Here is a 17,599-nt window from a genome sequence, read left to right as displayed (position 1 = left end):
AAAGGAGGTGCATTTTTTGCTCCCTCGCCAAGCCTTCGGACCACGCGCCCGCCTACCCGTTGTCGGATACCGCTCCGTTGTCTATCGCCTCGGGATACCGGCCGCCGCGCAACAATGTCAGGCGCTTGGCGGCCTTCCTGACATTTTCCTCGATGATGCTCTGATGCGCCTCGGTCGCCCGAACGGCGGGCAGAGCCACGGCCACGGCCCCGCACACCTTGTTGCTGGGGCCAAAATACGGGGCCGCTATCCCGATCACACCTTCCTCAAACGTGCCGCTTGAAATCGAAAGGCCTGTCTGACGGATCTGATCCAGTTGCTGCCGGATTACAGCCGCATCGGTTTGGGTTTGCGTCGTATGCGACTGCAAGGCGCCCCCTTCAATAAACGGCTCGACAAAGGCAGGGGCCGCGAAAGCCAGATAGGCCAGCCCCGAGGCCGTCGCGTGCAACGGCAGCGACTCGCCTGATCCTATGATAACCCGGTTCATGCTTTTGCTTTCGATCGTGGCAATATTGGCCAGCGTTTGGCCCGCGATGCGCGACGCATGCGCCGTTTCGCCCGTGATCGCATTCAGATCCCGCAACACGATCTTTACCGCATCGACAAGCGGAAAACTGGCCTCGCGCAATTGGGAAAACCGCAGAAACGCGGGGCCCAGATTGAACAAACGTGTTTCCTCGTCCTGTTCGACAAAGCCCTTGGATTCCAGCGCGGCTAAAAACCGCATCGTCGTCGCTTTGTTGTAACCGGACAATTTCGAAAGCTCGCTCAGGCCGATACGGTGGCGTCTTTCATCAAAAAACTCCAGCAGGGACAGCGCCTTATGTACTGTTGATGGGCCTTCCGCCATGTCACCTCGCAAACCAGACCTGATGATCCTTACCCCATGCATGAATAGCTTGACAGAGCAGAAGGTCAAAGCAATATTTGATCCATCGGCTCAATATTTGAATTGACGCGCAGCGCAAGAAGAAGCAAATAGACGTCAGCGGACGTGTCGGTCTGTGTCAGATCAAGGCGGCAGAACCCGTCGTTGGCGTATTCGCATGTCAGGGCGAAGGCAGCACAGGCTGACCGCCCGGATCGAAACTTATGGGACCTACCCGCCGCGCTGCGGTTATTGCTGTGCGGATGACAGAACGTCAAAGGAACAGGAAATGGCCAAGGCATTCGCCTCGCAGGGCGATCTGAGCGAAAAGAAAATCACCTTCGATGAAATCGGCGACGGACTGTACGCTTTTACCGCCGAAGGGGACCCGAATTCCGGCGTCATCGTCGGCGATGACAGCGTGATGATCGTCGAGGCACAGGCCACACCGCGTCTGGCAAACAAGGTGATCGAATGTGTCCGATCCATTACTGACAAGCCGATCAGCCACGTGGTGCTGACGCATTATCACGCCGTGCGCGTTCTGGGTGCCAGCGCCTTTGACGCCGGGCAGGTGATCATGTCGAACGCAGCCTACAACATGGTTCTGGAACGCGGGCAGGAAGATTGGGACAGTGAATTTCAACGCTTTCCGCGCCTGTTCGAAGGACATGAGAGCATTCCGGGCCTGACCTTCCCGACAACGACCTTCTCGGACAGCATGACCGTGTTTCTGGGCAAACGCCGCGTCGACATCAAACAGATCGGCCGCGCCCATACGGCAGGCGACGCCATCATTCACGTGCCGGATCAGAACGTGATGTTCACCGGCGATATCGTCGAATATCACTCGGCCTGCTATTGCGGCGACGGGCATTTCGCCGACTGGGGTCAGACCCTGGACAACATCAAGGCCTATGACGTGGACGCCATCGCACCGGGGCGCGGCGATGCGCTGGTTGGAAAGGAGATGGTGGAAAAGGCCATCGAAAACACCCGCGACTTTGTAGACAGCACCTACCGGCCTGTTCGCAGGATTGCTGCCCGCGGCGGATCGCTGAAAGAGGCATGGGATGCCGTGCGCGCCGAATGCGACCCGAAATTTTCCGATTACGCGATCTATGAACACTGCCTGCCCTTCAACGTCGCCCGCGCCTATGACGAAGCCCGCGGTATCGCCCATCCCCGCATCTGGACCGCCCAGCGCGATCTTGAAATGTGGGAAGCCCTGCAAGGCTGACGAATTGGGGCCGGTTTGATTCAGATCGTGGCGACCCGAATCAGACGGTGAAACTATTGACCTGGCGCCTGCGCGCCAGGGTTCGAATTTCTGCGCCCTGTTGCGCAACACCTGGGGAGAGAGCCTGTGAACAAGATTTTCGAAGACCCTCTTTATGCATACGAGCCCAGCCCGGATCAGACCGCGCCGACACCGGTGCGTCACAAGGTCATTGTTGTCGGCGCGGGCCCGGTCGGGTTGGCCGCTGCCATCGATCTTGCACAGCAAGGGGTCGAGGTTGTCGTGCTGGATGACAATGACAAGGTCAGCTTTGGCAGCCGGGCCATCTGTTTCGCCAAGCGTCCGCTGGAAATCCTCGACCGGCTGGGATGCGGCCAGGCGATGGTCGACAAGGGCGTCGTCTGGAACAAGGGCAAGGTGTTCTTCGATGACCGGCAGGTCTACAACTTCGATCTGCTGCCCGAGGACGGGCATCAGCGCCCGGCTTTCATCAATCTTCAGCAATATTACTTCGAGCAGTTTCTGGTCGAGCGGGTTCGCGAGTTGCAGGCGCAGGGCGCACCGATCCAGATCCGGGGCCGGAACAAGGTCGAAGCGGTTGGCACGCATCCGGATCACGTAAGGCTTGAAGTCGAAACGCCAGAAGGGTCCTACACCATCGAAGCAGATTGGGTGATTGCCTGTGACGGGGCCGGATCGCCGATGCGGGCTATGTTGGGCAAGGACTTTGTTGGTCGTGTGTTCGAGGACAACTTCCTGATTGCCGACGTGATCATGGAGGCCGACTTCCCGTCCGAGCGCTGGTTCTGGTTCGATCCGCCCTTCAACAAGGGGCAATCCGCGTTGCTGCACAAACAACCGGACGGCGTCTGGCGCATCGACCTGCAACTGGGCTGGGACATCGACAAAGAGCGCGAGAAGCGCCCCGAAAACGTTATCCCGCGTCTCAAGGCTATGCTGGGCGAGGATGTCGAGTTCGAGTTGGAGTGGGTCAGCATCTACACCTTCCAGTGCCGCAGGATGGAACAGTTCCGCCATGACCGGGTGATCTTTGCCGGCGACAGCGCGCATCAGGTCAGCCCGTTTGGCGCGCGCGGTGCCAACTCGGGCCTGCAGGACACGGACAACCTGTGCTGGAAACTGAAGCTGGTGATCGACGGTCTGGCCCCGGAAACGCTTCTGGACAGCTATGATATCGAACGTATCCACGGGGCGGATGAGAATATCCTGAACTCGACCAGGTCCACGGATTTCATCACACCGAAATCCCAGATGTCCCGCATCATGCGCGACGCGGTGCTGGATCTGAGCGAACATTATGAATTCGCCCGTCCGATGGTGAACTCCGGTCGGTTGAGCGTTCCCTGCACCTATGATGGCTCGCCCCTGAATTCGGCGGATGCGCTGAACGGGCCGGCTTCGACCCGTCCGGGCTCGCCCTGCCCAGATGCGCCATTGGGGGACGGCTTCCTGCTGCCGAAACTGGCCGGGAAGTTCACCCTGATGACCATTGATGCCGATGCCCCGGATGAGATCGAGGTGGACGGCATCACGGTTTCGCGCCTGGCCCTGTCGATCAAGGACGACCGGACAATGGCCCTGAAACGCCGCTATCTGGGTGATGCGCCGCAGGGGGTCTATCTGATCCGACCGGATCAGCATGTGGCGGCGCGACGCGACACCTACGAAGAAAACGCATTCCGGCATGCGGTCCGCCGCGCCACAAGTAAGGAGTAATCGCCATGGCCGATCTGATCCTCACACCAAATTTCGACAATACCGATGGGTTCTACGCCGATCTGCTGGATGCACATGAAGGGCTGGACAAGGCACAGGGGGACGCGCTGAACGCGCGCCTGGTGCTGGTTCTGGCCAACCATATCGGGGACAACGACGTGCTGCGACAAGCCCTGCGCGCCGCGTCGCTTCAACAGGAGGACAACACGTGAAAATCGAGAAAATCCACCACGTCGCCTATCGCTGCAAGGACGCCAAGGAAACCGTCGAATGGTACGGCAAGATGCTGAACATGGATTTCATCCTGGCCATTGCCGAGGATCACGTACCATCGACCCACGAGCCTGATCCCTACATGCATCTGTTTCTGGATGCGGGTGACGGCAACGTTCTGGCCTTTTTTGAGCTGCCGACCAAGCCCGAGATGGGGCGCGATCCCAACACGCCGATCTGGGTACAACACATCGCCTTCAAGGTGAAAGACCGCGAGACGCTGCTGCAGTTCAAAGACCATCTGGAAGCCAACGGTGTCGAGGTTCTGGGCGTCACCGACCACTCCATCTTTCACTCGATCTACTTCTTCGACCCCAACGGGCACCGGGTCGAACTGGCCTGCCCCGATCCCGAGGAAGAGGCGATGCTCAAACGCATGGATGAGGTCAAATGGCTGATGCTGGATGAATGGTCAAAGACCAAGAAGGCCCCGAAACACGCCGACTGGCTGCATGCCAAAGAACTGAACAAATAACGTGGCAAAAAGGCCGTCTGTTTTTTTGAATAACAGACGGCCTTTGTTCTTAGCTATCTCGGAACTTCCAGCCCGTATTTGTCAAGAATGGCCGAGGCCGCGGCAATCCAGCGATCGCGCAGTTCGGCATTCCCGGTGCGGCGCAGCCCCAGCGCCTGAAGATCTTTCAGCCGCGCCGCGTCATCCCCCCCGAAGCAAACGGCGACACGTGGCCACCAGTAGTCGACCGACGCCTGAATCGCGGCCGTATCACCATCCTCTGCCAGTCTGGCCACACCTTCCTCGGCCAGCTCGGCGTGGCGCGCCTCAACCGGTGCGATTGCACGAAAGGCTTCGGCCAGAGGTTGATACGAGACACTGCTGAATTCGGCCAGTTGCACGCCGACAGCGCACCCCATGATCAGGTTCATGACCACTGCGTCCGTCCACCCTTCAAGCGGATAATTGAAGACGGCAAGTCGCATATCATGTTCGTTGCGGGTCGCGCCAATATCGGCTGAACGGTCCAGCCGCGCAGCCCAGGGGTGGTGCGTCGCGTAGCGTTTCGTATTGACACCGAACTCACCCATGATGGTCAGGACACGATCGGCGTTATCGGTTTTCTCCAACACGATCTTGGCGGCGGCAATACGTTCCTTGATGCCCGGGCCGGTGTTAATGACGTCGGCAAACCCGGCGGCACCGGCCAGCTCGCTGTCCACAAAGGTCGCCATCAGCTTCATCAGTTCGGCGCGATACCGCGAAGGCACGTTCGAAGGGTTTGTCAGCACCCCACCCTGCGCAAGGTAGCTTTCAATGCTCATATCATCCGGCATGACAGGTCCCCTTCTTTATTGATCATAATCGACGACGACAGTGTCGGTCAGTGGAAAGGACTGACAGGACAGAACATAGCCCTTCTCAACCTCATAGTCCTCCAGCGCATGGTTGGTCACCATCTCCACCTCGCCCTCAATCACTTTGCAGCGGCAGGTCGAACAGACCCCGGCCTTGCAGGCATAAGGTGCATCCATTGCGTTCTGCAAAGCCGCGTCCAGCAGCGTCGTGTCCTTGGGCATATCGATGGTCTGGGTTGCGCCGTCCAGCGTGATGGAAGCCTTTGCCGTATTGGCGCTGCTTGCGGCATCCTTGGCCTTGGCCTTGCGCTTCAACCGACCGGGTTGGGCGCTGGCGAAAAGTTCGAATTTGATCTGACCGTCATCCAGCCCATGGTCGCGCAATGCACGGGCTATGCCCAGCATCATCGGCTCGGGGCCGCAAATGAATGCGACATCGACATTTTCGATGTCGATCCAACCGGTTTTGAACAGTTGCGCGCATTTTTCTTCCGTCACCATTCCGGTGAACAGATCGATTTCCTGCGCATCCGTCTCGAGCACGTGGATGACGTTGAAACGTCCCATAAAGCTGTTCTTCAGGTCCTCAAGCTCCTCGCGGAACATGATCGAGTTCACGCTCTTGTTGGCGTAAACAAGCGTGAAGCTGGAATTGGGTTCGCGTGACAGGGTGGTTTTCAGGATCGACAGCACCGGGGTAATGCCGGACCCGCCCGCGAAACCCAGATACTGCTTCTCGTTTCCGGCATTCAGCTCGGTGAAGAACCCACCCATCGGCGGCATCACCTGAATGGTGTCCCCCACCTTCAGATCTTCGTTGGCCCAGGTCGAAAACGCACCGCCATCGATCCGCTTGATGCCGACCTGCAGGACACCGTCATCCTTGCCCGCGCAGATCGAATAGGATCGGCGCAGTTCCTCACCGTCAAAGTCGCGGCGAAATGTCAGGTACTGGCCTTGCGTAAAGTCGAACTCGGCAGCCGCACCATTCTCGGGCTTCAGCGTCACGACCACTGCATCGCGGATCGTTTTGCGGATGTCTGTGACTTCAAGATCATGAAAGCGCGCCATGGGTTCCTCCCTCAGATGCACTTGAAATAGTCGAACGGTTCCAGGCAGTCGCAACACCGCCACTGCGCCTTGCAGGGGGTCGAGCCGAACTGGCTGAGTTTTTCCAGATGGTTGCCACCACAACGCGGACAGCGTTCGGGTCCGCCTGCCGGTTGCGGCGGTGCGATGCCGAACTCTTCCAGACGCACGCGCCCCTTGTCCGACAGCCAGTCGGTGGTCCATGCAGGTGAAAGCTGACGGCGCAGTTCAAGCCTGTCGATCCCCTTTTCGCGCAGCGCCGTCTGGATATCCAGATTGATGACGCTGGTCGCCGGGCAACCCGAATAGGTTGGTGTGACCGTGACAACCAAAAGATCATCTTCCCACGCGACGTCGCGGATGATCCCCAGATCCACCAGAGAGATCACGGGGATTTCCGGATCGGGCACATGGTCCAGCCACTGCCAGATTTCACCGACGGAGGGCCGCGCCATCACTGTCACCACCGGCAACCGGGATAGGCACGCGGCAGCCACTGCATCGTGCACAGCAGATGGCCCAGATGTTCGGTATGCATCTGGCCGGTGCGGCCACCCTTATGGGCAAAGCGGCTTTCGGGAATGGTCAGCGTCGCCTCGGACAGGACCCGGCCCACCAGCGTGTCGTATTCTTCACGCAACCGGCTGGGGTCGCTCGAGATACCGGCCTTAACCATGGCCTCATCGACCGCGTCGCCTTCAAACATTTCTCCGACATAGGGCCACAGGTAGTTCAGAGCGGCCTGCATCCGGTTATGGCTTTCCTCGGTTCCGTCTCCCAGACCGACAACTGTGTCGGCAGATCTTTCCAGGTGATACGCCACTTCTTTGCTGGCCTTTTCAGCGATCTCGGCCACAGTCCGATCCGACGATCTGATCAGTCGGCCCAGCATGATGGAATGCCACGCATCGAATAGAAACTGACGCATCAGGGTCTGACCGAAATCGCCATTGGGCATCTCGACCAGCAGAACGTTGCGAAAATCCCAGACGTCGCGAAGAAAGGCCAGATCGTCCGCCGACTTGCCTTCGCCCTCAATTTCGGCCGCATAACCCAGCCAGAGCTGCGTCTGACCGATCAGGTCCAGCGCCGTATTGGCAAGCGCGATGTCCTCTTCCAGCACGGGCGCGTGACCGCACCATTCGGACACCCTGTGCCCGAGGACCAAAGTGTTGTCGCCCATCCGCAGCAGAAATTGCAGCAGGGCCTGTTTGTCGACTTCTGCCATCACATATGCCCCACTTCGTCCGGGATGTCGTAAAACGTCGGGTGGCGGTAGACCTTGCTCTCGGACGGCTCGAACAGGGGGCCCTTCTCGCCGGGTGCGGTGGCCGCGATGTGCCGGGCTTCAACCACCCAGATCGACACGCCTTCGTTGCGGCGCGTATAGACATCGCGCGCGTTCTTGATCGCCATTTCGGCATCTGGTGCATGTAGCGAACCAACATGCCGGTGGCTCAGCCCATGCTGGCCGCGGATGAAGATTTCCCAAAGGGGCCATTCATTTTTCATAGCGGAACCTCCTGATTACTCTGCCGCGTGCTTGCGGGCGGCTTTCTTGCGGGCATGTTCCAGCAAGCCGTCGCGCACCCACGCGCCGTCGTCCCACGCCTTGTTGCGCGCAGCCAGCCTGTCCACGTTGCACGGACCATTGCCCTTGATGACGTTGAAGAACTCGGACCAGTCCGGGTCGGTGTAGTCGTAGTGGCCGCGATCCTCGTTCCATTTGATGCCGGGATCTGGCAAATCGAGGCCAAGGAATTCGATCTGCGGAACCGTCTGGTCCACGAACTTCTGGCGCAGCTCGTCATTGGTGTTGATTTTGATTTTCCACGCCATCGACTGCGCCGAGTGCACTGAGTCCTTGTCAGAGGGGCCGAACATCATCAAAGACGGGAACCACAGCCGGTTCAGCGCGTCCTGCGCCATTTTCTTCTGCTCGGGCGTACCTTCAGCCATCTTGCGGATGGCGTCATAACCCTGCCGTTGATGAAAGCTCTCTTCTTTGCAAATGCGAATCATCGCGCGCGAGTACGGCCCGTACGATGTGCGCTGCAACGGCACCTGATTCATGATCGCCGCACCATCCACCAGCCAGCCGACGGCACCGATATCCGCCCAGTTCAGGGTCGGATAGTTGAAGATCGACGAATACTTCATGCGCCCGTCCAGCAACATCTCGGTGATCTCGTCGCGGCTGACCCCAAGCGTTTCCGCAGCACAGTATAGATACAGACCATGCCCGGCCTCATCCTGCACTTTGGCCAGCAGGATCGCTTTGCGTTCCAATGTGGGCGCACGGGTGATCCAGTTGCCTTCGGGAAGCTGGCCGACGATTTCTGAATGCGCATGCTGGCCGATCTGGCGAATCAGGGTCGCGCGGTAATCATCCGGCATCCAATCCCTTGGTTCGATCTTGATATCGCGGTCGATCTTGTCCTGGAACTCACGCTCCTGATCCGTCATCTCGTCTTTGGTTTTGACGCCGGTTCCGGCCGTTTTCACAAGTTGAGCATACATCTGGGGTCTCCTCCCTTAGACGCGTTCAAGGATCAGGGCGACGCCCTGACCCACGCCGACGCACATGGTGCAAAGCGCATAGCGCCCGCCCGAGCGTTGCAGTTGATAAGCCGCGGTCAGCACGATGCGGGCCCCCGACATGCCCAGCGGATGACCCATTGCAATGGCACCGCCATTGGCATTCACGTGCGGTGCATCATCGGTAACACCAAGCTCGCGCAGCGTGGCGAGGCCCTGAGCCGCAAACGCCTCGTTCAATTCTATCACATCCATCTGATCGATACTCAGACCGGCGCGGGCCAGCACCTTGCGGCTTGCCGATACCGGGCCGATGCCCATGACGCGCGGCTCGACACCCGTAGCGGACATCCCAACCACGCGCGCCATCGGTGTCAGGCTGTTCTTGTGCGCTGCCACCTCGCTGGCCAGAAGCAGCGCCGCTGCGCCATCGTTCACACCCGAGGCATTACCCGCAGTCACGGTTTTGTCGGGGCCATTCACGCCTTTCAATCCGGCCAGCTTCGCAGCATCGGTTCCGGGACGGGGATGTTCGTCCGTATCCACGACAACCGGATCGCCCTTGCGCTGCGGGACCGAGACCGGGGTGATCTCATCCCGGAAAATCCCCGCCTCATGCGCTGCTTGCCAGCGAGCCTGGCTGCGGGCCGCGAAGTCGTCCTGATCCTGACGGCTTACGCCATAGTCTTCGGCCACGTTATCAGCCGTTTGCGGCATGCTGTCCACGCCGTACATGTCTTTCATCTTCGGGTTTACGAACCGCCAGCCAATCGTTGTGTCATAAACCGCATTGGCGCGGCTAAAGGCGCTGGTGGCCTTGGGCATGACGAAGGGCGCGCGGCTCATGCTTTCCACGCCGCCCGCAATTGCCAGATCGAAGTCGCCCGCCCGGATTCCACGCGCGGCCATGCCCACCGCATCCATGCCGCTGGCGCAAAGCCGGTTCACCGTGGTTCCCGGAACCTCAACCGGCAAACCCGCCAGCAGCGCCGCCATACGCGCCACGTTCCTGTTGCTTTCACCGGCCTGATTGGCATCGCCAAAGATCACGTCATCCACACTGGCCCAGTCCACCTGCGGATTCCGGGCCATCAGTGCAGCGATCGGCACCGCCGCAAGGTCATCTGTTCTGACCGAAGACAACGCGCCACCGTACCGGCCAATCGGGGTACGTGTCGCGTCACAAATGAATGCGTCCATCAAAGGCCTCCTGTCGCAACGGCCGGAAATACCAACCGTATGGTCGGTTAATACGGGCCGCGATGATTCGAAGCAAGTAATATGTTACGAATTTTTTGCCATTCCCGAATCAATGTAACTTATTGTTCGACACAACGACCTTCGCCACCGGGAAATACCGGGACCACTATCCGGTCAAAGCCGATTCAAGCGCTTTGATCGAAGGGCGCGGCAACCTGTCGAGGATCTGGAAAACAGCCTTTCGGCAGGCCGGACCCTTCCACGCCTCGGGCAGAAACTCTGACGGCAAATCCGGGTGCCGCAAAACGATGCGGCGCCAGCTGTGAACGATCAGGACCCGCAGCACCGCCGCCTGGAACGGATCGCCGACACCCGAGGCCGGAATGCTCTCCTGAACCGCCCGCAATCGGGTCAGAAGCTGTTTATATCCTTCGTTCAGCGCATCTGGTCCGCAACGTTCGCGCAGCCAGCGGGGAACCGAGAGGGCGCCGCTTTGAACAATAAACAGGTCTTCGATACCTTCCGGAGCCTCACCGGGAGCCATCGCTGCCGTGCTGCTCAGTGGAATGTAGTCACCGGTCAGCAGCAGATCGGCCAGTTCCTGCCGGGACCCGTCCGAACTGTCCGCGATAAGGACATGCCAGGTTTCCGGGCGCACGGTTTCGCGGGCGTAGATGCGCGGCACCGCTGCGGCGCTTTGAGCGCGCCCGAACGCCGTCAGGCTGTGCGTGCTGTTGCGCCCGCTCCGGGTGCTTTCGATCCAGCCCTCCTTGCGCAGTCGGTGCAAAGCAACACGGGTCGCTTCAGACTTTATCCCGGCAAGTCCGGTCAGCCGGGTAATAAGGGCACCGCTGATCTGATCGGTCTCCTTCTGGGCCAGATCGCCGAAAATCGATACCAGCACCGACCAGACCCGCTGCGTGCCGGACGCCGTCAGCTGGGCAATACAGGTTTCGAACCAGTCAGAATGCGGATCTTTCATAGCCTAAGTATAGCCCGGCCAAAGGAAATTGCCATCCGGCCCGCTTCAGTAGGCTACCATTGTCAGCAATTCATATTCCGCCACCAGATCACCATCCTGGTTGGTCAGCGACACGTGCCAGCGCACTTCTCCGTATTCATCATTGCGCCCGGTCTTCTTCATGACAGTCAGCCGCACCTTGATCGCATCGCCTGCTTCCACCGGCTTCATGAAACGCAGATTGTCCAGCCCGGTATTGGCCAGAACCGGACCTTCGTTGGGTTCCACAAACAGACCCGCCGCAAACGAAAGCAACAAATAACCATGCGCCACACGACCAGGGAAGAACGGGTTCCGCTCGGCCGCGGCCTGATCCATATGGGCGTAGAAAGTGTCGCCCGTGAAATGCGCGAAATGCTCGATATCGTCCATGGTGATGGTGCGCGGTGCCGTATGAATGGTCTCGCCAATCGCCAGATCGTGATACCGACGGGTAAAAGGATGCGCCGGGCCTTTGATCTCGGTCGCACCGGAAACCCACCTGTCGCCGATCGCGGTCAGGATATCGGGCGAGCCCTGAATTGCCGTGCGCTGCATGTAATGCTGCACCCCTCGCACACCACCCATCTCTTCGCCGCCTCCGGCGCGACCGGGGCCGCCGTGGACCATGTGCGGCAACGGAGACCCGTGGCCCGTCGCTTCCTTCATCGAATCCCGGTTGTTGAAATACAAACGCCCGTGATAGGCCCCGGCCCCCATGACAATCTCACGCGCGACGGATGGGTCGCGGGTGACCACGGACGCCACCAGTGAACCCTGCCCCTTGTTCGCCAATTCAACCGCATGGTCCAGATCACGATATCCCATGATGGTGCTGACCGGGCCGAAGGCCTCGGTATCGTGCACCCGCCGGGCCGTGTCAGGGCTGGCGCAATGGAACAGCATCGGTGGAACAAAGGCGCCCTTTTCGACATCCGCACCGTCAATGGCGAAGTCTTCAGGATCGCCGAAAACCCGCTCGGCCTCCTGCCCGATGATCGCGGCTTTTTCCAGAACATCGCGCCTCTGGCCTTGTGAAACGAGCGCGCCCATGCGGGTGGTTTCAAGCCTCGGATCGCCGATGACCGTCTTTGCCAATCTGTCCGAAAGCGCATCGATCACAGCCTGAACATGTGTTTCCGGTGCGATGATCCGGCGGATGGCCGTACATTTCTGCCCCGCCTTTGTTGTCATTTCGCGCTGAACTTCCTTGATGAACAGGTCGAACTCGGGCGTTCCGGGTTCCGCATCCGGTCCCAGAACCGAGGCATTCAGGCTGTCCTGTTCGGCCACAAACCGTACCGAGTTCTCAAGGATCACCGGATTGGCACGCAGTTTCAGTGCCGTTTCGGCCGAGCCGGTAAAGCTGACCACGTCCTGCATTCCCAGCCGGTCGAGCATATCGCCCAATCCGCCCGTCACCAACTGCAAGACACCCGTGGGCAAGATGCCTGAATCCAGCATGATGCGCACGCACAACTCTGTCACGTAGCAGGAGTTGGTGGCAGGTTTTACAATCGCCGGAACCCCGGCCAACAACGTTGGCGCCAGTTTTTCCAACATGCCCCAGACCGGGAAGTTGAATGCGTTGATATGCACCGCGACGCCCTGCAACGGGGTGCAGACATGCTGGCCCAGGAACGTTCCGTTGCGCGACAATTGCTCAACCTCGCCGTCCAGGAAGACATGCCCGTCAGGCATCTCGCGACGCCCCTTGGACGCATAGACAAAAGTCGTGCCGATGCCGCCATCGATGTCGATCAGGTGGTCGGATTGAGTCGCGCCTGTATCGAAAGACAGATCATACAGTGCCTGTTTGTGCTGCCCCAGATGCATGGCCAGCGCCTTCAGCATCTTTGCCCGCTCGTGGAACGTCATTCTGTGCAGGGCGGGCCCGCCTACATCCCGCGCGTGGTCCAGCATTGCCTGCACGTCCAGCGCGTTGTTACCCGCGGTCGCGATTACGTCTCCGGTGACTGCACTGGCGATGGAACGGGCGCCTTCACCCGGCCCAATCCATTCACCGGCGGCAAAGCTGGAAATCTGTTGGATGGTCATATGTGCCTCCTCATCCTTGGCATCCGGTCGGCGAATTTGGCCGGGTCGTTCGGATCAAACTATTATTAACCGATCGGTCGGTCAAACATAAAACAGCAAAAATGCCTATCTATGCTGCATCTATGCCACCCGAGCTGGCAGACGGGCAAAGCCGCGAAACCTGATGCGATTTCCTCTTTGCGCACCCTCCTGCAACTCAAAACCGGGAAAGCGCTCGAGAAAACGGCCAACGGCAACACGCCCCTCCATTCGCGCCAGAGTCAGCCCGACGCAGGTATGCGGCCCGCCGGCAAAGGCGTGATGTTTGTTGGGACGGCGATCCAGTTTCACGGCATCGGGGTCGTCAAACTGGCGCGGATCACGGTTGGCAGCACCAATACAGAGGTGAATATCCGTACCCGCCGGGATCATGTGATCATGGAATTCAACTGCCTCGGTGGTCAGGCGATTGCCGAACTGGTTCGGGCTTTCCAGCCGCAGGAACTCGTCCACTGCAGTCGTGATCAGGTCGGGTCTGGTCCGAAGTTCGGCCCGTTTATCCGGGTGCCGGTGCAACAGATCAAGCGCGTTACCGATCAGGTTTGTGGTGGTTTCGTGACCGGCATTCAGAATGAAGATACAATTCTGATACAGCTCGACTTCGGTCAGCCGATCGTCCACATCACCCTGCATCAGTCGGGTCAGGACGTCTGTTTCCGGGTCGCCCGGACTGGCGCGGCGGTCGTCGATGATCCGGCGCAGGTTTTCGACGAAATCGGCGACAGCGCGATTGCCCTGCTCCTCCTGCTCGGGCGTCAGCTTGGGCTCAAGCGCCCCAAGTATCGCGAGCGACCAGTCCCGCAAAGGCTCACGCTCGTCACGGGGAATGCCCAGAAGATTTCCGATGATCTCGATGGGAATGGCACCGGCAAAATCTTCGATCAGTTCGACTTGGCCCTTGGCCTGCATCTCGTCCAGCAGGCGATCAACCAGTTCGACCAGCCCCGGCTCCATCTGCGCCAGCGCGCGGGGGTTCAGCGCGCCGACCATCACCTTGCGCACACGGGTGTGCAACGGCGGATCGTTGAACACCAGACTGGTGGTGTGGTGTTCGTATAATGCGCTATCGACCCCGTATTTCGGGCCAAAAACCGCCTTCTTGTCCGAAATGAAACGGCGTGTATCGCGATACACCAGATCCAGATCCTCGTATCTGGACAGGATCACGCTGCCATCCGGCTGCACACAAACCGGCGCATCCTCGCGCAAAGCGGCGTAGGTCGGATACGGGTCCTGATGGAACCCCTCGGGAAGTGCGGTCAGCGCGAACATCAGTGCCCCATCGCGCCCATCTGCTCGGGCAGGACCAGCACCAGCCACGGCACCAGAACGATCAACGCCAGGCGGAAGATGTCGGCAACCCAGAATGGTGTCACGCCCCGGAAGATCGTACCGGTCGACACATCGCCCACCACGCCTTTCAGGATGAACACGTTCAGACCGACGGGCGGGGTTATCAGGCTGATCTCGGTCACAACGACCACGACAATGCCGAACCAGATCGGGTCATAGCCCAGCGACGTGACCAGCGGGAAAAAGATCGGCACCGTCAGCAGCAGCATCGAAAGCGACTCAAAAACGCAGCCAAGGATAATGTAGATGCCCAGGATCATCAGAATCACCACGAAAGGCGACACTTCATACGCCGTGACCAGCGCAATCAGCGCTTCGGGCAGACCCGCCAGGTTGATGAAATTCGAAAAGATCTGCGCCCCGATCAGGACCGAGAACAAGGCCGCGGCTGTATAAGACGTCTCCTTCAGCACCTCGAATGTCGAACTCAGCGTCAGGCCGCCGCGCGAAAGGGCGATCAGGAACGCGCCCATTGCACCCATGCCCGCCGCTTCGGTCGGGCTGAAGGTCAGGTTCAGCGGGTGAAAATCAAACGCGCCGTAGAGGCCCCCGATAACCAGGAAGAACAACAAAAGCACGGCCCAGACGGATCGCAGCGCCGTCAGACGCTCGCCCCAGCCGTGGCGTTCACCGGCAGGGCCTGAATCAGGCTTGCGCCAGACGGTCCAGCGCACCGCGAACAGGTAGAACAGGATGCCCATCATCCCCGGCAATATCCCAGCGACAAACAGCTTCCCGATCGAGGTTTCGGTCAGCAGGCCATAGATCACCAGAATGACCGAAGGCGGTATCAGAATGCCCAGCGTCCCGCCTGCCGCAATCGAGGCGGTCGACAACTCGTCCGAATAGCGATAGCGCCGCATTTCGGGCATCGCAACCTTGGACATTGTAGCAGCCGTGGCCAGAGACGACCCGCAGATTGCCGAAAAACCACCGCAGGCGGCGACGGTCGCCATCGCGATACCGCCCCGAAAATGCCCCAGGAAGGCGTTAGAAACCGCGTAAAGCTCACGCGCCAATCCACCTTTGTTGACGAACAGTCCCATCAGGATGAACAGCGGCACAACCGACAGGCCATAGTCCTGCGCGGTGTCCGTGATCTGGCGGCCCACCATCGACATGGCGGCCTTGAGCCCCCGTTCCGAAAAAATCGCGCCGCCGCGTTCGTAGGCGAAGCCAAACGTGCCAACCAAACCCATCGCAAAGACAATGGGCAAACGAAGCAGCACCAGAACCAGTACCAGTGCGAAACCGATCAGGGCTGCGGTCATTGGGTCTGCTCCGACAGGGCGTGGGGTGCAAAGATGTACATCAGCCCGGTAATCACCATCGCGATGGCGGCAATAACGGTGAAGAAGGTGATGAACCAGCCGACATAGAAGACCGGGATCGACAGGTATTCTGTGACGTCCCCGTAGTCGCGCGCGCGCTCGGACAGTATCCAGACCCTATTGATTGGCCAGATCAGCATGATGCCTGATGCCAGGTAAACCACAGCGTCACGGGCCCGGCTAAGGCGAAGACGGGAAAACAGACCGTCTGTCAGATCGACCGCGATCTGGCCTTTTCCCGCGGAAATCATGGGCAGGACCGAAAACACGAGGATGGCCATCAAAATCCGGGTCAGTTCGGTCGCAGCCTCGATCGGAGCATTGAAAACCGAGCGCAGGATGACATCGCAGAATGTCATCACCATCAGGATGAACAGGGCCACACAGGCCAGCAGCGTCGGAAAAAAACTGGCGCGCCGCGCCCAGATCACGAGATTTCGCATGATTATGTCTCTTGCCGGTAAAAAATGGCTGGTGGGAAACCCCACCAGCCGGACAGCCTTACTGAGCCGCCATTTCTTGCACGATCAGGTCATAGGTTGCCTGCGCGTCGATACCGGTTTCATTGACTTCGCCAATCACCTTGCTTCGAACGTCGGCCGCAATCTGATTGAACTGTTCAAGATCTTCTGCGGACGCGGCGTTGATGCTGTTGCCATCCGCCGCCTCGGTCGCCTCGCGCCCGATGGCGTCGATCTGGTCCCAGATCTTGCCGATCTCACGGCTCAACGGCTCGCCGAAGACCTTCTCTTCCAGCGCCTTCTGCAGATCTTCGGGCAGGTCGGCAAACGTATCTTCGTTCATGATGAACGCAAACGAGCCGCGATAGAGCCCGCCGGGCACTTCGTAAACGTTCTGTGCAACCTCGGTCAGCTTGAAGCCCTTGCGGGATTCAAACGGCATGACAACGCCATCCGCCGCTTTGGACGCGAGCGTTTCATAGACCTTGGGGGCTGGAACCTGAATGCCGGTCGCGCCCAGCGCCGTTCCAACGTCGCCACCCACACCACCGGGGATACGTACCTTCAGCCCCGAGACCTGATCCAGCGATGTCACCGGAGCGCTTGAATGCAGCTGCGCCGGACCGTGCGTGTGCAGCGCGATCAGCTTGACCCCGCGATGCTCGTCGGCCGCTTTCAGGTACTTCTCATAGGCGCGCCAATAGGCGACCGATGCGGCCTCGGCCGATCCTTCGTACCCGGGCAGTTCGATCATCTTTGTAGTGACGAAGCGGCCCGGCTGGTAGCCGTGGAAAATGATCGAGGCATCTGCTGCGCCATCCATGATCAGGTCCATTTGCGCGGGCGGTGGTGCAAGGCCAAGTTTCAGCTCGGCGGTGACTTTACCATCCGTGGCTTCTTCGACCATTTCGGTGAATTTCGGCCACATCATTGCGTTGATGCCATGGGTCGGCGGGGCCCAGCTGGAAATGGTCAGCGTGTAATCCGCCGCCAACGCCACAGTACCCGAAACGGCCAGCGCGGCCGAGGCAAGAAGGGTACTCAACTTAGTGAACTTCATGGATCTGTCTCCTCCCAGTGAAACATGAGTTAAGAATG

Annotated in this window: 18 protein-coding genes; 4 read left to right on the top strand and 14 right to left on the bottom strand. The window is 59.5% G+C overall.

Going from position 1 to position 17,599, the window contains the following annotated elements:
• Positions 1-52: 52 nt before the first annotated feature.
• Positions 53-853 (bottom strand): IclR family transcriptional regulator, encoded by an 801-nt coding sequence (locus tag ACR3EQ_RS17820; protein WP_170616041.1) that lies wholly within the window; start codon positions 851-853, stop codon positions 53-55.
• Between the two features lie 307 nt (positions 854-1,160).
• Between ACR3EQ_RS17820 and ACR3EQ_RS17815 the strand changes: the two genes are divergently transcribed.
• From ACR3EQ_RS17815 to ACR3EQ_RS17800, 4 genes are all read left to right on the top strand, one after another.
• Entirely contained in the window at positions 1,161-2,111 is a 951-nt protein-coding gene (locus ACR3EQ_RS17815; RefSeq protein ID WP_170616039.1) for an MBL fold metallo-hydrolase, read from the top strand.
• A 126-nt stretch (positions 2,112-2,237) separates the two neighbouring features.
• Positions 2,238-3,848 (top strand): FAD-dependent oxidoreductase, encoded by a 1,611-nt coding sequence (locus tag ACR3EQ_RS17810; protein ID WP_170616037.1) that lies wholly within the window; start codon positions 2,238-2,240, stop codon positions 3,846-3,848.
• Positions 3,849-3,853: 5 nt separating this feature from the next.
• Positions 3,854-4,060: a DUF2783 domain-containing protein gene (locus ACR3EQ_RS17805; protein WP_170616035.1), complete on the top strand. Its 207-nt coding sequence runs from the start codon at positions 3,854-3,856 to the stop codon at positions 4,058-4,060.
• On the top strand, positions 4,057-4,596 hold the full coding sequence (locus ACR3EQ_RS17800; RefSeq protein WP_170616033.1) for a VOC family protein: 540 nt from the start codon (positions 4,057-4,059) through the stop codon (positions 4,594-4,596). The genes ACR3EQ_RS17805 and ACR3EQ_RS17800 overlap by 4 nt, the downstream gene beginning before the upstream one ends.
• Before the next feature lie 53 nt (positions 4,597-4,649).
• On the opposite strand, the gene ACR3EQ_RS17795 is transcribed toward ACR3EQ_RS17800, so the two are convergent.
• From ACR3EQ_RS17795 to ACR3EQ_RS17735, 13 genes are all read right to left on the bottom strand, one after another.
• Positions 4,650-5,411, bottom strand: a complete 762-nt coding sequence (locus ACR3EQ_RS17795; protein WP_170616031.1) for a Phenylacetic acid catabolic protein — start codon at positions 5,409-5,411, stop codon at positions 4,650-4,652.
• A gap of 15 nt (positions 5,412-5,426) precedes the next feature.
• Positions 5,427-6,503: a 2Fe-2S iron-sulfur cluster-binding protein gene (locus tag ACR3EQ_RS17790; protein WP_170616029.1), complete on the bottom strand. Its 1,077-nt coding sequence runs from the start codon at positions 6,501-6,503 to the stop codon at positions 5,427-5,429.
• Between the two features lie 11 nt (positions 6,504-6,514).
• Entirely contained in the window at positions 6,515-6,976 is a 462-nt protein-coding gene (gene paaD, locus ACR3EQ_RS17785) for a 1,2-phenylacetyl-CoA epoxidase subunit PaaD (protein ID WP_170616027.1), read from the bottom strand.
• 5 nt (positions 6,977-6,981) lie between these two features.
• Positions 6,982-7,749, bottom strand: coding sequence for a 1,2-phenylacetyl-CoA epoxidase subunit PaaC (paaC, locus tag ACR3EQ_RS17780; RefSeq protein ID WP_480491403.1), 768 nt, complete (start codon positions 7,747-7,749; stop codon positions 6,982-6,984).
• Positions 7,749-8,033 (bottom strand): 1,2-phenylacetyl-CoA epoxidase subunit PaaB, encoded by a 285-nt coding sequence (paaB, locus tag ACR3EQ_RS17775; RefSeq protein ID WP_170616022.1) that lies wholly within the window; start codon positions 8,031-8,033, stop codon positions 7,749-7,751. Before paaB ends, paaC begins: the two co-directional genes overlap by 1 nt.
• A gap of 15 nt (positions 8,034-8,048) precedes the next feature.
• Positions 8,049-9,041 carry a 1,2-phenylacetyl-CoA epoxidase subunit PaaA gene (gene paaA / locus ACR3EQ_RS17770; protein ID WP_170616020.1) on the bottom strand — a complete coding sequence of 331 codons (993 nt, stop codon included), beginning with the start codon at positions 9,039-9,041 and terminating at the stop codon, positions 8,049-8,051.
• 15 nt (positions 9,042-9,056) lie between these two features.
• Entirely contained in the window at positions 9,057-10,259 is a 1,203-nt protein-coding gene (pcaF, locus tag ACR3EQ_RS17765) for a 3-oxoadipyl-CoA thiolase (RefSeq protein ID WP_170616018.1), read from the bottom strand.
• 166 nt (positions 10,260-10,425) lie between these two features.
• Complete coding sequence (locus ACR3EQ_RS17760) at positions 10,426-11,241, bottom strand: PaaX family transcriptional regulator C-terminal domain-containing protein (RefSeq protein ID WP_170616016.1); 816 nt, start codon at positions 11,239-11,241, stop codon at positions 10,426-10,428.
• Positions 11,242-11,286: 45 nt separating this feature from the next.
• Complete coding sequence (paaZ, locus tag ACR3EQ_RS17755) at positions 11,287-13,317, bottom strand: phenylacetic acid degradation bifunctional protein PaaZ (RefSeq protein WP_170616014.1); 2,031 nt, start codon at positions 13,315-13,317, stop codon at positions 11,287-11,289.
• Between the two features lie 120 nt (positions 13,318-13,437).
• Positions 13,438-14,628, bottom strand: coding sequence for a cytochrome P450 (locus ACR3EQ_RS17750; RefSeq protein WP_170616011.1), 1,191 nt, complete (start codon positions 14,626-14,628; stop codon positions 13,438-13,440).
• On the bottom strand, positions 14,628-15,980 hold the full coding sequence (locus tag ACR3EQ_RS17745) for a TRAP transporter large permease (RefSeq protein WP_170616009.1): 1,353 nt from the start codon (positions 15,978-15,980) through the stop codon (positions 14,628-14,630). The genes ACR3EQ_RS17750 and ACR3EQ_RS17745 overlap by 1 nt, the downstream gene beginning before the upstream one ends.
• Positions 15,977-16,483: a TRAP transporter small permease gene (locus ACR3EQ_RS17740; protein WP_170616007.1), complete on the bottom strand. Its 507-nt coding sequence runs from the start codon at positions 16,481-16,483 to the stop codon at positions 15,977-15,979. The genes ACR3EQ_RS17745 and ACR3EQ_RS17740 overlap by 4 nt, the downstream gene beginning before the upstream one ends.
• Before the next feature lie 58 nt (positions 16,484-16,541).
• A complete protein-coding gene (locus ACR3EQ_RS17735; RefSeq protein WP_170616005.1) occupies positions 16,542-17,561 on the bottom strand; it encodes a TRAP transporter substrate-binding protein in 1,020 nt (339 codons plus the stop codon).
• Positions 17,562-17,599: the final 38 nt, after the last annotated feature.

This window comes from Ruegeria sp. AN11, from assembly GCF_056536005.1.
The sequence above is the reverse complement of the archived record's forward strand: the minus strand, read 5'-3'. Positions and strand labels throughout refer to the sequence as shown.

Bases quoted from the DNA above. Each gene is read 5' to 3' on its own strand.
- ACR3EQ_RS17740 (WP_170616007.1), bottom strand. From the start codon at position 16,483: ATGCGAAATCTCGTGATCTGGGCGCGGCGCGCCAGTTTTTTTCCGACG.
- paaA (WP_170616020.1), bottom strand. From the start codon at position 9,041: ATGTATGCTCAACTTGTGAAAACGGCCGGAACCGGCGTCAAAACCAAA.
- ACR3EQ_RS17820 (WP_170616041.1), bottom strand. From the start codon at position 853: ATGGCGGAAGGCCCATCAACAGTACATAAGGCGCTGTCCCTGCTGGAG.
- ACR3EQ_RS17805 (WP_170616035.1), top strand. From the start codon at position 3,854: ATGGCCGATCTGATCCTCACACCAAATTTCGACAATACCGATGGGTTC.
- ACR3EQ_RS17760 (WP_170616016.1), bottom strand. From the start codon at position 11,241: ATGAAAGATCCGCATTCTGACTGGTTCGAAACCTGTATTGCCCAGCTG.
- paaD (WP_170616027.1), bottom strand. From the start codon at position 6,976: ATGGCGCGGCCCTCCGTCGGTGAAATCTGGCAGTGGCTGGACCATGTG.
- ACR3EQ_RS17795 (WP_170616031.1), bottom strand. From the start codon at position 5,411: ATGCCGGATGATATGAGCATTGAAAGCTACCTTGCGCAGGGTGGGGTG.
- ACR3EQ_RS17790 (WP_170616029.1), bottom strand. From the start codon at position 6,503: ATGGCGCGCTTTCATGATCTTGAAGTCACAGACATCCGCAAAACGATC.
- pcaF (WP_170616018.1), bottom strand. From the start codon at position 10,259: ATGGACGCATTCATTTGTGACGCGACACGTACCCCGATTGGCCGGTAC.
- ACR3EQ_RS17750 (WP_170616011.1), bottom strand. From the start codon at position 14,628: ATGTTCGCGCTGACCGCACTTCCCGAGGGGTTCCATCAGGACCCGTAT.
- paaB (WP_170616022.1), bottom strand. From the start codon at position 8,033: ATGAAAAATGAATGGCCCCTTTGGGAAATCTTCATCCGCGGCCAGCAT.
- paaC (WP_480491403.1), bottom strand. From the start codon at position 7,749: ATGGCAGAAGTCGACAAACAGGCCCTGCTGCAATTTCTGCTGCGGATG.
- ACR3EQ_RS17745 (WP_170616009.1), bottom strand. From the start codon at position 15,980: ATGACCGCAGCCCTGATCGGTTTCGCACTGGTACTGGTTCTGGTGCTG.
- ACR3EQ_RS17735 (WP_170616005.1), bottom strand. From the start codon at position 17,561: ATGAAGTTCACTAAGTTGAGTACCCTTCTTGCCTCGGCCGCGCTGGCC.
- ACR3EQ_RS17815 (WP_170616039.1), top strand. From the start codon at position 1,161: ATGGCCAAGGCATTCGCCTCGCAGGGCGATCTGAGCGAAAAGAAAATC.
- paaZ (WP_170616014.1), bottom strand. From the start codon at position 13,317: ATGACCATCCAACAGATTTCCAGCTTTGCCGCCGGTGAATGGATTGGG.